The sequence below is a fragment of the Nocardia stercoris genome (assembly GCF_003696265.1).
GTDB classification, from domain to species: domain Bacteria; phylum Actinomycetota; class Actinomycetes; order Mycobacteriales; family Mycobacteriaceae; genus Nocardia; species Nocardia stercoris.
Window position 1 is genome coordinate 41,997 of the sequence record NZ_RFFH01000022.1, and the last position, 13,334, is coordinate 55,330.

General features: G+C 71.9%; 7 protein-coding genes. 1 reads left to right on the forward strand and 6 read right to left on the reverse strand.

The annotated features are described in order from the left end of the window. The 6 genes from EBN03_RS30425 to EBN03_RS30450 are packed head-to-tail and all read right to left on the reverse strand — an operon-like array spanning position 1 to position 12,724. Positions 1-4,791 (reverse strand): non-ribosomal peptide synthetase, encoded by a 4,791-nt coding sequence (locus EBN03_RS30425; RefSeq protein ID WP_122191615.1) that lies wholly within the window; start codon positions 4,789-4,791, stop codon positions 1-3. Further along, positions 4,788-8,378 (reverse strand): SDR family NAD(P)-dependent oxidoreductase, encoded by a 3,591-nt coding sequence (locus EBN03_RS30430; RefSeq protein WP_122191616.1) that lies wholly within the window; start codon positions 8,376-8,378, stop codon positions 4,788-4,790. Before EBN03_RS30430 ends, EBN03_RS30425 begins: the two co-directional genes overlap by 4 nt. Then, a complete protein-coding gene (locus EBN03_RS30435) occupies positions 8,371-9,687 on the reverse strand; it encodes a beta-ketoacyl [acyl carrier protein] synthase domain-containing protein (protein WP_122191617.1) in 1,317 nt (438 codons plus the stop codon). Before EBN03_RS30435 ends, EBN03_RS30430 begins: the two co-directional genes overlap by 8 nt. Further along, positions 9,684-10,442 carry a thioesterase II family protein gene (locus tag EBN03_RS30440; protein WP_122191618.1) on the reverse strand — a complete coding sequence of 253 codons (759 nt, stop codon included), beginning with the start codon at positions 10,440-10,442 and terminating at the stop codon, positions 9,684-9,686. The genes EBN03_RS30435 and EBN03_RS30440 overlap by 4 nt, the downstream gene beginning before the upstream one ends. Positions 10,443-10,469: 27 nt before the next feature. After that, positions 10,470-11,408: a methionyl-tRNA formyltransferase gene (locus EBN03_RS30445; RefSeq protein WP_122191619.1), complete on the reverse strand. Its 939-nt coding sequence runs from the start codon at positions 11,406-11,408 to the stop codon at positions 10,470-10,472. A 32-nt stretch (positions 11,409-11,440) separates the two neighbouring features. Then, positions 11,441-12,724 (reverse strand): SidA/IucD/PvdA family monooxygenase, encoded by a 1,284-nt coding sequence (locus EBN03_RS30450; protein ID WP_122191620.1) that lies wholly within the window; start codon positions 12,722-12,724, stop codon positions 11,441-11,443. Between the two features lie 178 nt (positions 12,725-12,902). On the opposite strand from EBN03_RS30450, the gene EBN03_RS30455 reads away from it, so the two are divergent. Continuing rightward, positions 12,903-13,331 (forward strand): hypothetical protein, encoded by a 429-nt coding sequence (locus EBN03_RS30455; protein ID WP_122191621.1) that lies wholly within the window; start codon positions 12,903-12,905, stop codon positions 13,329-13,331. Positions 13,332-13,334: the final 3 nt, after the last annotated feature.

Genomic DNA, 13,334 nt, shown 5'->3' on the forward strand with positions numbered 1-13,334 from the left:
TCATCCGACACGGCAGTTCTCCGATTCGTTCGTTACGCAGCCACAGCAGGCCAGTGCCTGTGACCAGAGGGTGGCGATCCGCTCCACGTCCGCCCCGGTCAGCACCGCGCTGTTCCAGCGCAGGAGGGTGACCAGCTCGGAGCCGGTGGGACCGGCCTGCACGCCGGTGATCACCTCGAGGGCGTGGTGCAGGGGGAAGTCCGGCTCCGGGGCGAGCGGAAGTTGTTCCAGCAGTGCGGGATCGGTGACCGGCGACCAGGGGGAGCGGGGAGCGGCCAGGTCGTAGCGGCCCAGATGGTCGAACAGCACCTGCGGAGTGGGGGCCGCCACCAGGTCGGGGCTCGGATCCAGATACCGCAGGACGCCGTAGTCGATGCCGTCGTTCGGCACCCCCGCGAGCTCCGCGGTGATCGCGGCGATCAAGGCCGCGACGCGGTGCGGATCCGCTTGGGCGGCAGCGAGATCGACACAGTGCGTGCCCGCGCCGAGCCGGGTGGGGTACAGGCTGTTGAACCAACCGACGGTCGCGGTGGTGTCGACTCCGAGTACGTCGTCCGCGCGGCCGTGGCCCTCTACGGTCAGCAGGGCACCGGCGCGGGGGTCGGTGCCACGTTCCCGATGCCAGGTGGCCAGGGTCACCGTCAGCGCGGCGAGCAGCCGGTCTCGCAGAACCGGTGCGGCCGAACCGGATTCGGCCTCGGCGAACCTTTTCCGCACCACGCGGACCCGCAGGTCGGCCATGCGGTCGGTGCCCGGGTCCGGCCGCCGGGACCCGACGACCGGATCGGGGCCGGTGACCCGGTGCGCCCAGTAGCCGAGCTGAGCACGGGCCTCGGCGCCACGCTCGCGCAGCTGCCGCGCCCACTGTCGGTAGCTAGTGGTCGGCGGCGGGCCGGAGGGCAGCTCGCGGCCGGCGGTCAGCCGTGCCCAGCCGTCGGCCAGATCGTCGCGAACAATGTGCCAGGACACCGGATCCACGGCCGCATGATGGATCGTGAGCAGGAGCAGATCGGGTTCGTCGGGGCGACGCAGCCAGACTGCGCGCACGATCTCGCCGGCGAGGATGTCGATCTCGTTCGCGGCGGTGCGGGCCTGATCGGCCAGCGTCGACGGTTCCCGGTCTGTCGCAACGGCGCGCGCGACGATCCCGGTGGTGCCGCTGCCGGTGTCGGGCAGACCGCTCTGTGCGATTGTGCGGCCGGACACGCCGATAATGCTGCCGCTCGGCGCAATTCGCTGTGCGTCTGCCGACGTGAAGTCCGAATCCGCCGCAACGGCGCGCGAGCCGGTCGTGAGCTCCGGGGCGCGGCCGAAGTCGCCGGTCGGGGAACTACCCGGCCGGTCGATCTCGGCGGAATCGGACTTCGTTGCGACAGCAGCCGATCGAGCCGATTCGGCCTCGGCCACCGTGAGCAGATCCGCCGCGCGGACGGTTCCCGGCTCCCGGGTGTGGAGCTCGTAGCCGCTGTCGTTCGCGGTCATCATGCAGCGCAGCATGTCGTGGCGGTCGAGCAGCCACTGCAGCAGGGTTTCCAGGCGCGGGCGGTCGATATCGGCGGGGAGTTCCAGCAGGGTGCTCAGTGAATAGCGTTGGTAGCGGCCGTATTCGGTCATCCAGGACTGGATCGGGACCGGGCCCACGGCACCGAAGCCGTCGTGCTCGTGCGCCTGGGTGGCGGTGGCCGCGTCGATGCGGGCGGCGAGGTCGGCGATAGTGGTGGCGGACAGCACCAATCGCGGGGTGGCGGTCAGGCCGTCGCGGCGCAGGCGGTTGACCAGGGCGATCGCCACGATGCTGTCGATGCCCAGCGCGGCCGGGTCGTCGTCGATGCCGGGGGCGGGGCCGCCGGACAGTTCGGCGATCGCCGCGCACACCGCGCGCTGGGTCGGGGTGACGGGGGCGGCACCGCCGTTGCCCGACATCGCCTGCGCGCCGAGTTGCTGCAGCCGCTTGGTGTCGAGCTTGCCGTGGGCGGTCACCGGCATCCGGTCGAGGACCACGACGCGCGCCGGAACCATATATGCGGGAAGGCGATCCGCGAGCCGGGCCCGCAGCGCGGCCGGGTCCGGGGCGGCACCGGCGGCGGCGGTCACGAACCCGGCCAGCGCCGGCGCCCCGCCGCGGCGGACCACGACGACCGCGGCGGCCGCGACGCCGGGGAGGTCGCGCAGCGCGGTGTCGATCTCGCCGAGCTCGACCCGGTAGCCGCGGATCTTGAGCTGGTCGTCGCGGCGGCCGAGATACGCGAGCGAGCCCGAGGGCAGCCGCCGCACCAGATCGCCGGTGCGATAGGCCCGCTGACCCGGCCGGACCGGGTCGGCGACGAACCGCTCGGCGGTCAGCGCGGGACGGCCGAGATAACCGCGGGTGAGCTGTGCGCCGGACAGATACAGTTCGCCGACCACCCCGTCGGGCACCGGCCGCAGCCGCGAGTCGAGGACATAGGCCGCGGTGCCCACGGTGGGCGCGCCGATCGCGGGTTCGGCGTCCGGGTCGGCGATCTCGGCCACGACCGCCTCCACGGTCGTCTCGGTCGGTCCGTAGCAGTTCTGCACATATGTGCCGGGCAGCGCGCACAGCTGCCGCCACAGGGTCGGGCTCACCGCCTCCCCGCCCATCGCCAGCACCGACAGCGGGGTACGGCCGTCGGTGATCAGCCCGGCGTCGGCGAGCCGGCCCAGCATCGACGGGGTGACATCGAGCATGTCGATCCCGTGGGCCGCGATACCCGCCACGATCCGTTCGGCGTCGCGAGTGTCGTCGGCGTCGAACAGGTGGATCGCGTGACCGTCGAGCAGGCCGATCATCGGCTGCCACGACGCGTCGAAACTCAGCGACCATACGTGCGCGATCCGCAGCGGGCGGCCCAGCCGCGCGGCCGTGGGCCGGTAGACGCGGTCGCGGTGGTCGGCGAAGTAGGCGGCCAGGGCGGCGTGTGTGCCGACGACGCCCTTCGGCTCGCCGGTCGAGCCGGAGGTGAAGATGACGTAGGCGGCCTGATCCGGGTGGGTGGCGGTCATCATGGCCGCCGACAGCCCTGGCGGCGAGTCGGTCACAGGGGTTGGCTGCTCCAATCGCTGTGCCGCGCAGTCGATCCCGTTCAATCGGTCCGGAGCGTCGTCGGTGACGATCAGACGCGGCTGCGCCTGCCGGAGGATCGATTCGATCCGGGTGGGCGGCAGGGTGACGTCGATCGGCACGTAGGCGGCGCCGGCGGCGAGGACGCCGAGGATCGCGACCACGGCCGGTGCGCCGCGCGGGATCGCCAGCGCGACCCGGTCCTCGGGGCCGACCCCGTGCGCGCGCAGGGTTTGTGCGAAATAAGCTGCGGCAGATGCCAGTTCACGATAGGTGTAGCGCTCGGTGGCCGTGGTCAGCGCCGGGGCGTCCGGGGTGGCCGCGGCCTGGCGGGCGAACAGTTCGGCCACCGTCACCCCGCGGACGTCCGCGGCCGGCGGAGCGGGAGCCGTGGGCCGCTCGCCGGGCAACAGCACATCGAGTGCGTCCGCCCCGCGGTCACCCGGACCGGGCAGCTGCTCCAGCAAGCCGAGCAGGCGAATCCCGATGTCGGACGGCACGATTCGGCCCAGCATCCCGGCGACCGCCTCGACGGTGACCGTGAGCCGCCCGTCGAGCAGATAGGCCGCGACCGACAGCGGATAGTGCGCCAGGCTCTCCGAGGCGACCGGCCGGAAGCCGACACCGTCGGTGGTGGTCGTGGTACCGAACAGGTCCGACACCGGGGCGTTCTCGAACACGAACAGGGTGTCGAACAGCGTGGCGGTGCCGGCGGTCCGCGCAATGGTGGCCAGGCTGAGCCGACTGTGGTCGCGCATGCCGGCCGACTCGCGCTGCAGCGCGGCGCACTGCTGCGCCACACTGCCGGATCCGTTGGCGTCCAGATCGATTCGGACCGGAATTGTATTGATGAACAACCCGATCATGGTCTCGACGCCGGTCAGCTCGTCGGGCCGCCCGGTGACGGTGGTGCCGAACACCACATCGCGCCGGTCGGTGAGCCGGCCCAGCAGGACCGCCCAAGCGAACTGGACCACGGTATTGAGCGTCAGGCCGTGCGCGCGGGCCCAGTCCCGCAGCCGGGCGGTCGGCAGCTCGTCCAGGGTGAACGTATCCACGTGCGGCGCAACCGTGTTCACCGCCTCGTCGGCGCGCTCGGCGACCACGAGCGGTTCCACACCGGCCAGATAGTTCGACCACGCCCGCACCGACGCCGCCGCATCGTGCGCGGCCAGCAGGCCGATGTAGTCCCGGTAGGGCCGCGGCGCGGGCAGGTCGTGGTCGCCGTCGGCGGCGTACACCGCGAACAACTCTCGGAAGAACACGCCGATCGACCAGCCGTCCATCAGGATGTGGTGCGCGGTGACGATCATCCGGAAGGTGCGGTCGGGCAGGCGGATCAGCGTCACACGCAGCAGCGGGCCGCGCCGCAGATCGAACGGGCAGCGCAGCTGCGCACCCGCGATATCGGCGACTTCCGCCGCGGTGGCGTCGATCTCGGTCCACGGCAGCTCGACCTCGGCGGGCACGACCGCCACCGGATGCGGCAGGTCCTGATCCCAGAACACCGCCCGCAGGTTGGGGTGGCGGCGCAGGATGGTCTCGGTACTGCGCCGCAACCGCGCCGGGTCGGCCGGCCCGTCGACGGCGATCACGAACTGCATCCCGTACAGGTCACCGTCCCCGGCGACCTGGGCAAGCGCGTACAGCCCCTCCTGCAACGGGCTCAGCGCGAGCACGTCCTCGATCCGTGGTGTGGTGGTGCTCGTCATCGCTGCGACACTCCTGCGGCCGGAATCGGGGACATCAGGCGCACGACCTCGTCGAGCGAGGCGCCGCCCAGGATCTGGGCCACCGGCAGCTCCCGATCCAGTTCGTCCTGTACTCGTTTGCGCAGGTCCAGCGCCTGCAACGAATCCATGCCGAGCGCGATCAGCGGTACCGACCCGTCGATCGGGTCGGCGGGATCAGCCGCCATGACCACGGCGAGTTCCCGGCGCAGCCGATCGGCGAGACTCTGCTCTGAAATCCCACTGCCGGAGGCGGTCTCGTCGGCACCGGAAGTCGCGGCGGGCGCGCCAACGGGGAAGGCGTGCATCCCGACCCGGTCGGCGCTGCCATGCGTAGCCGGTGCGGGCGCGGCATGTCCGGCCCAGGTCGACCCCAGGTCGGTAGTTCCGGCTGGGACCGGCACGGGAGTCTGCGGCTCGGCGGAGACCGGTGCGGCGCTACCGGCCCAGGCTGAAGCGCCGTCGGAGCTTCCGTACCGAGCCGGTGTGGGCGTCAGCGCGGCGTGCACCGGTGCGGTCATCGGGGTGAGCCCGGCCGCGTCGAGGATGCCGCGCAGGCGGGCCCAATCTGCGGCCAGCACAATGGAGTTCGCGCCGGCGCCCGACAGTCCCGCCGCCACGGCGGCCGCCGGGTCCATCGGGAGCAGCCCGGCACCGTCGATTCGCGCGTGGACCGCGGCGCCTGCCTGCGCGGGCAGCTCCCACAGCCCCCATTGCACGGAGACGCAGTCGACCCCGCGGGCGCGCAGCCGGAAGGCGAGCGCGTCGAGCATCCGGTTGGCACCCGCGTATGCCGCCTGTCCCCAGCCGCCGAGCGTGGCCGCGAACGAGGAACACAGCAGTACCCGGCCGCCGGCGGCCAGCGGTACCGACCGCACGATCGCGTCGAGCCCGGCGATCTTCGCGGTCACCGACCGGGTGACGTCGTCGGCGGTCAGGTCGGCGGTCGCGGCGACGACATAGTCGACGGCCGCGTGTACGACCAGATCCGCTGGGGCAGCAGCGAACCGGTCCGCCAGCGCAGTCGCTTCGGCCGGATCGGTGATATCGCAGGCCACCACGTCGACCACGGTGTCGCCCAGCGCCCGGATCCCGCGCAGCCGCTGGGTGACCGCGGCCGTCTCACCCCGCCGGTTCACCAGCGTGACTCGGCGGGCACCAGCGCGGACCGCGGACGCACAGAACCGCAGGCCCACCGCGCCGGTCCCGCCCACCACGAGCACCTCCCGCGCCGGCGGGGAGTCCGAGCCGCCGGGCATCGGAACGAGCCGCTTCGCGGACAGCGCACCGTCGCGCACGGCCAGTTCCGGCTCCCGCGCGGTGTGTACGGCGTCGAGGATCCGGTCGGCGAGCCTCTTGGGCCCGAGCGCGGCGGTATCCGCGGGCAGATCCACGTGCCGGAACGGAATTCCGATCCGTTCCAGCGCCAGCGACCGGAACGCCGCGGCGATCCCCGCCTGCGCCGGATCGGGCAGATCCCCGGGGGATACCGCCTCGGCACCGGTTGTGACGAGCCAACATTCGCGGACGCAATCAAGGTCGGAGGCCCAGAGCGGATCGGTGAGGAACGCGCCGAGTTGCTCCGCGCCCAGCCGGGGCGCCGCCGACGACGTCGGAGACGACACCTCTATGCCGTCCAGCACCGAACCGGCCGCGTCGGCCGAGTTCGACCGTGCCGCGTCGGCGGCGACCGGGCTACCCGCATCGGCCCGCGCCGCGCTGACGGCGCCGAACCCTGCATCGTCGGGTGTCGACCGCGCCGAGCTGTTCCCGGCCGACTCCGCGACGTCGAATTGTGTTGCCGGGGAAGCGCCATACGGCTTCGGTCTGGGTTCGATCGGCTGCGTGCCGACGGCGTCGCCGCGAGCCCGTGCCGATCGGGCAACACCGGGCCGACGAGAATCCGCAGTGGGTGCAGGTGTCGAATCCGCGGGTTCGGCGCCGACTGAGGCGAAGACGACGAGAACGTTTGCGGCGCCGCGGTTTACGGCGTCGGGGCCCTCGATGGACACCGAGGCGCCGTGACGGGCGGCTCGCAGCTGGAGCTGTTCGGCCAGGGCCGCATCTACCGTTCCGGTCACCGCGATCGTGCGCGGTTCGGTCGCGGTCCGGGCGGTGAGCGGTTCCCACTGTTCGCGCAGGCGGACCGGGGTGTGGTACTCGGGCGGCGGCTCGGGGGTCCGGTAGGGTGCCCACAGGCGGCGCGGGTTGGTCACGGTGTGCGGGAAGTCCAGCAGCGGCAACCGGATTCGGTCCGAGACCCGCAAGGCGTCCCAGCGGTAGTTCAGGTCGGCGACCGCGACGGCGGCCAGGTTCCGGGTGAACTCGCTCAGGTCGGTGGCGTCGCGGGTGGAGGTCGCGACCACCCGGTGGTCCGCGGTGTCCGCGCCCGGGAGCGAGCGCAAGGTGTCATGGATCGCCAGCTGCAGCACCGGGTGCTCGGCGATCTCGACGAAGGTGTCGACCGCGGCGTCGGGGCGTGAAGCGGCGGCCGCCTGGATCGCGCGGTCGAAGCGGACCCGGTTGCGCAGGTTCCAGTACCAGTACTGGCAGTGGGTCAGGTCCGGGGGGATGGGGGCGCCGAGTGTGGCGCCGTAGCAAGGGATCTCGGTGGCCTGGAAGGTCGGCGCGCTCATGTCCGCGCCGAGCATGGTGTCGAACGGCTCGCGCAGCCCGGCCACGATCGAGGTGTGCGCGGGATAGGCGACCCGGATCTCGCGGGCGAAGACGCCGCGCTCACCGCAGGTGCGAACCAGGTCGGCGATGGTGTCGCGGTCACCCGAGATCGCGTGGATGCGGGGCGAATTGACCACCGACAGCTCCGCCCAGCCCGAATGCCGGGCCAGCAGATCCTCACACGCCTCGCGGTCCAGGCCCAGCACCGCCATCGAGTAGCCGCGCGGGGCGATCTCGTCGACCAGCCGCGCTCGATGGGTGACCGCGAGGACGGCGTCGCGCCGGGTCATGACCCCCGACACCCAGCCGGCGGCCAGTTCACCCTGACTGTGTCCGATGGTGGCGGCCGGCCGGACGCCGGCCGCCTGCCACAGCGCGGCGAGCCCGGCCATGTGGAACATCAAGGCGGGCTGGATCTCCCACACCTGTTCGCTGGTGTCGCCGCGCCCGAGCAGATAGTCCAGCGGGCCGGAGTGGCCGAAACGCTCCTGGTGGATGGCGGCGCAGGCGTCGACCTCGTCCCGGTAGTCGGGGGAGTGCGCGTAGAACAGCGCGCCCATGCCCGGTCGCTGGCTGCCCTGACCGGGGAAGACGAACCCGATCCGGCGTGCCGTGGCCGGGCCGGTGCCGGTGACGGCCGCGGGATGCGCGTCACCGGCCGCGACCGCGCGCAGCGCCGCGAGCAGGTCCGCGCGCGGGCCGGCGAGGATCAGCACGCGATGCCGCCGCGCGACTCGCGTGCGAAACAGCATGTCCGCCACGGCGTCCGGGGTGGCCTCGGGATGCGAATCCAGATAGTCCAGCAGCGCGGCGGCTTCCGTGCGGAGCCCGGCGGCGGAGTCGGAGCAGACGAGTACGGGTGTGCTGCCGTCGGGCAGCCGATAGTCAGGCATGAGTGTCCTCCAGCGCCGGAAGAGCCAGCACGGCATGGGCATTGGTTCCGGTGACGCCGAACGAGGACACGGCCCCGTAGCGGATGCCGTCGACCGGGTGCCACGGTTGCGGCGTGGTGGCCAGGCGCAGCCCGCTGTGCGCCCAGTCCACCGCGGTCGTCGGCTCACCGGCGTGCAGGGTCGGTGCCACGGTGCCGTGGGCGCCGCACAGCAGCAGCTTGATCAGCCCGAGCAGCCCCGAAGCCGCTTGGGCGTGACCGAGATTCGATTTCACCGAACCCAGCAGCACCGGATCGGAAGACTGGTGCGCGGCGCCGTAGGTGGCGGCCAGCGCGGCCAGTTCGATCGGGTCACCGACCGCGGTCGCGGTGCCGTGGCCCTCGATCATGCCCACCAGCGCCGGGTCGAGTCCGGCGGCGTCGAGAGTCGCGCGGATCAGCCGTTCCTGTGCGGCGGCGCTGGGCACCGCGAGCGGGGCACCGCCGCCGTTGTGATTGACCCGGGTCGCGAGGATCCGCCCGTACACCCGGTGTCCCATTGCGCGCGAGCGTGATTCGCGTTCCACTACGACCACACCCGCGCCCTCGCCCCAGACCGTTCCGGCCGCGCCCTCCGCGTACGGGCGGCAGTGTCCGTCGGCGGCCTGCGCCTTGTTCTTCGCGAACTCGTAGAACGCCGCCGGCGAACCCATCACGCAGACCGCCCCGGCCAGCGCCCACTCGCACTCGCCCGCCCGGACCGCGGCGGCCGCCTGGTGCAGCGCGGCCAGCGAGGACGCGCAAGCCGCGTCGACGGTCAACGCCGGCCCGGTCAGCCCGAGCGCGTGCGAGATCCGGCCCGCGACGGCCGCCTGCATCTTGCCCACCACGCGGAATCCGCTGTGCTCGTTGACCTCCGCGACCAACGGGCCGTACTCCATCGCCGACACGCCCAGGAAGCAACCCACCTCGGCGCCGTCGAGCCGGGCGGGATTGATTCCCGCCTGCTCGAGCGCGCGCCAGGCGACCCGCAGCGCCACCCGCTGCTGCGGGTCGGCCGCGACCGCCTCGCGCGGCGACATGCCGAAGAACTGGGGATCGAAGACCGTTGCGCCGGTGAGGAATCCACCGGCGTCCGGGATAGTGCCCCAGCCGTCGTGCTCGTGCACGGACAGCATCTCCCGGATCGGCCAGTCCCGGTCGCGGGGCAGCGGCTCGAGTAGTTCGCGGCCCTGCTCGAGCGCCGCCCAATATCCGGTGAGGGTATCGATGCCGCCGGGCGCCTCGACCGCCATCCCGGCGATCACGATCGGGTCGTCGGTGCCGCTCATCGCACGCCCGCGACCGCCGCGGCGGCCAGATCGGCGATCGCGGCGACATGGTCGTGGAGATAGAAGTGGCCGCCGTCGAACAGGGTGACCGGGACCTCGTGGGCGCTGTGCCGCGCCCACAACCGCAGCTCGTAGGGGGTGACGTGTTCGTCGTCGGTGCCGCCCAGCGCGTGCAGCCGGGCGTCGACCCGCACGTCGGGCGCGCAGCTGTACACGTCGAAGGCGCGGTAGTCCGCGCGCAGCGCGGGCAGCGCCATCCGGATGATGTCGCGGTTGGCCGCCACCTCGGCGCCCGTGCCGTTCAGCGACACCATGTGGTCGAGCAGTTCGTCGTCGTTCTCGGTGGGGTGCGGCGGCATATCCGCCGCCCGGCTCGGGGCCACCGCGCCCGAGGCCAGCATCAGCTGCACCGGCACGCCCGCGGCCTCGGCCTGCCGCACGAACTCGAAGCCGACCATCGACCCCATGCTGTGCCCGAACACGGTGACAGGAACGCCACGGTGCCACGGTGATTCGAGGAACTCCGCGAGCGCCCCGGCCGCCACCTCGGGCAGGGCCGCCGGCATCGGTTCGGCCGCGCGATCCTGGCGCCCGGGGTATTGGAGCACGATGACGTCGAAGTCCCGGCTGAACGCCTGGGAGAAGGCGCGATAGGCCGACGCCCCGCTGCCGGCGTGCGGAAAGATCACCAGCGGCGGGCAGCCGGCCGATGCCGGGGTGTGGAACTTGCGGATCCAGCCGAGTTTCGCAGTCACAGTGCTACTTCCAGAGATTCGAAGGTGTTACCGGGCGTCGGTGAGATAGCCGCCGCGGACGAAGAATTCGGCGGCGTCGTGTTCGACGCCGTCGTCGGTGCGGACCCGGTGCAGGACGAGCCCGTGGTTGGTGCCGCGGTAGGCGTCGGGACCGGTGACGACAGCCGCCTCCCCGTTCTGGACCACGACCCGCCCGGGCGTGCCTCCGTACCGGACGTCCGACACCGCCGCGCGCGTAATCCGTACGCGCTCACCGCGATAGAAGCTGTAGGCGTTGGGGTAGGGGTCCGACAGCGCGCGCACGAACCGTTCGAGCTCGATGGCGGGCAGCCGCCAGTCGATGCGGCTGTCGATCTCGCTGCGCTTGTGGAAGTAGGTGCGCTCGGCGGGATCCTGCGGGGTCCATGTGGCGGTGCCCGACTCCAGGGCGGCCAGCGCGTCGCGCACCGCGGCGGGAATGAGGTCCATGCCGCGCAGGACCAGCCCGGTGCCGGTGTCGTCCGGGCCGACCGGGATCCGGTGCTGCACGAGAATGTCTCCGGTGTCGAGGTTCTCGTCCATCCGGTGCACGGTCAGGCCGGTCTCGGCCGCGCCGCTGATCAGCGCCCACAGCACGGGGGAGAAGCCGGTGAACTTGGGCAGCAGCGAATCGTGCAGGTTCAGGGTGCCGTGGCGCGGCATGGTGTAGAGCTCGGCGGGCATCCAGGTGTACCAGCTGTTGACCACGATCACGTCGGGCCGGGCCTGCCGGACCAGCTCGATGGTCTGCGCGTCGGCCCGCTCGGTCAGATGGACCGGGATGCCGTGCTCGCGGGCGAGATCCTCGACCGAGTCGGCGAAGATGGCTCTGTACGATTCCTCGCTCTGCGGATGGGTGACCGCGAGCACCACCTCGTGCTCGGTGTCGAGCAGAGCCTGCAGTGTTCGCCGGCCCCAGGTCTGGAACCCGAACGACACGATGCGCATGAAAAAACCTCACTCGGTGAAACGACGGACAACTAGGTGGAGACGGCGACGCGGGTCGCGTGGGCCGGATTCCGCTCGGCCGCAGCGGATTGCAGCGCCGTCTCGCGCAGGATCCGGTCCGACAGCGCGCCCAGGCAGCTGAGATTGGGGAACCCGGGCCCCTGTGCCACACCGGCGAGCCCGGGCAGGAACAGCTTCGGGGCGAGCCCGGTGACCGACAGGTCGTGGCCGATGGCGTCCTCGAGCCGGGACCGGCTCAGTGGGCCACGTACCGCCAGTTCCAGCAGATCCAGCGAGTTGGGGTCGAACAGGTCCAGGAACCACAGCGGCTGCCCGCCGGTCGCGTCGACGGCGAGGTCGACGGTGTGGACGCGGTCCGGCATGGTCTCGGTGCGCAGGGTCAGTGCCACACCGTCGGGGTGGTCGGCGACGCGCACCACGCGGCCCTGCAGGTGGTGTACCCGGTTGTCGGCGAGCAGGCTCTCCTGCACGCGGGTGGAGAACACGCCGCGGTCGGTGCGCCGGATCACCTCCCGGCGCTCGGTGGCCGACAGGGTCGACCAGCGGCTCGGGTCGCTGAACAGCGTGTTCTCGAAGTAGCTCTCGCCGCGCGTGTAGATGGTCGCGTTGGGTGAGATCACCGAGATGGACAGCATGCCGTGGCGGACCAGTTCGTCCAGCGCGGAACCCGCGGTCTCGCCGCCGCCGATCACGGCGACCCGGGAGGACACCGGTACTTCGCGGCGGCACACCAGGTTCCAGAATTCGGCGATGCTGAGCAGCTTCGGGTGCGGGGCCAGCGTCGTGCGGCTGCTGCCGGGCCCGGTGATCATCAGTGCCTGGGCGGCGAGATCGCCGGCGGTGGTCCCGATCCGCCAGCCGTGGGCGTCGGTGGCGATGGAAGTCGCTGTCGCGGAGACGATCTCGACGTCCATTCGGCCGGCGGCCCACTGCAGGTACTTGGCCCACGAGTGGTGCGGCGGGCTGGGGCGCCCCCGGTCGATCCATTCGGCGTAGGTGCCGTGATCGATGAGGTACGCCCGCCAGCTGTAGGCGGTCATCGCCTCGTCGATGGCGCGGCCCCGGCCGCGCGCCCAGGTGGAGTGGTAGGGGAAGCCGAGGTCCTTCTCGGGGCTGGTGCCCAGCCGATGCTGTCCGTCGGTCCAGCCGCCGCTGGGCAGCCAGTTGCCGCCCACCGTGTCGGATTCGACGATCGTCACGTGCGGGGCCGGTATGCCGAGGTGCCGCAGCACGTGTGCCTTGGCCGCCACGGCAAGGGCTTTCGGCCCGGCGCCGATCGCCAGCAACTCCTTCACCCGGTACTCCCGTCCACCTGCGCGTTTGCTCGTCGCCGACCCCTAGATCGAGCGATTGAGGGTTACCTTACCTCATTTGAATAGGGTTACCTTACCTAAGTATGTGTAGGCTTACCTAGACTCGCCTCCGGCGGCGGAGGTGGCGTCTGATCGGCAGTGGAACGAAGGGATCGAACAGATGAGCAAGAACCGGAAGATGCTGGGCACGTTGGCCATCGGCGTCGGGGCGCTGGCGGCCTGGATCGGCGGCGCGGCTCCGGCCGGCGCCGCGCCCGCCGCCCCCGACCTGCACGCCAAGGTCGCGACCCTGCTCGACCCGGGCGCGGGCACCGCCGCGCGGGCCGCGGAACTGGCCGACGGCGGTGCCGGCCTGGCCACCTTCGACCGTGCCGCCGCGCTGATCGCGATCGCGCCCGCCAGCTGGCGGTGGGACGTGGTGAACGTCGCCTACCCGTCCGACGACCTGGTCACCGCCCAACTGCTCACTGCCACCGACGGTTACGAGCCCTGGTACTTCGACCTGGCCTGGACCGACGCCGACGGCTCCTGGAAGCTCACCCACGACTCCGCCTGCAACATCGGCAACTTCGTCGGCACCGGCTGCTGACCG

Bases quoted from the DNA above. Each gene is read 5' to 3' on its own strand.
- EBN03_RS30445 (WP_122191619.1), bottom strand. From the start codon at position 11,408: ATGCGCATCGTGTCGTTCGGGTTCCAGACCTGGGGCCGGCGAACACTG.
- EBN03_RS30435 (WP_122191617.1), bottom strand. From the start codon at position 9,687: ATGAGCGGCACCGACGACCCGATCGTGATCGCCGGGATGGCGGTCGAG.
- EBN03_RS30430 (WP_122191616.1), bottom strand. From the start codon at position 8,378: ATGCCTGACTATCGGCTGCCCGACGGCAGCACACCCGTACTCGTCTGC.
- EBN03_RS30455 (WP_122191621.1), top strand. From the start codon at position 12,903: ATGAGCAAGAACCGGAAGATGCTGGGCACGTTGGCCATCGGCGTCGGG.
- EBN03_RS30425 (WP_122191615.1), bottom strand. From the start codon at position 4,791: ATGACGAGCACCACCACACCACGGATCGAGGACGTGCTCGCGCTGAGC.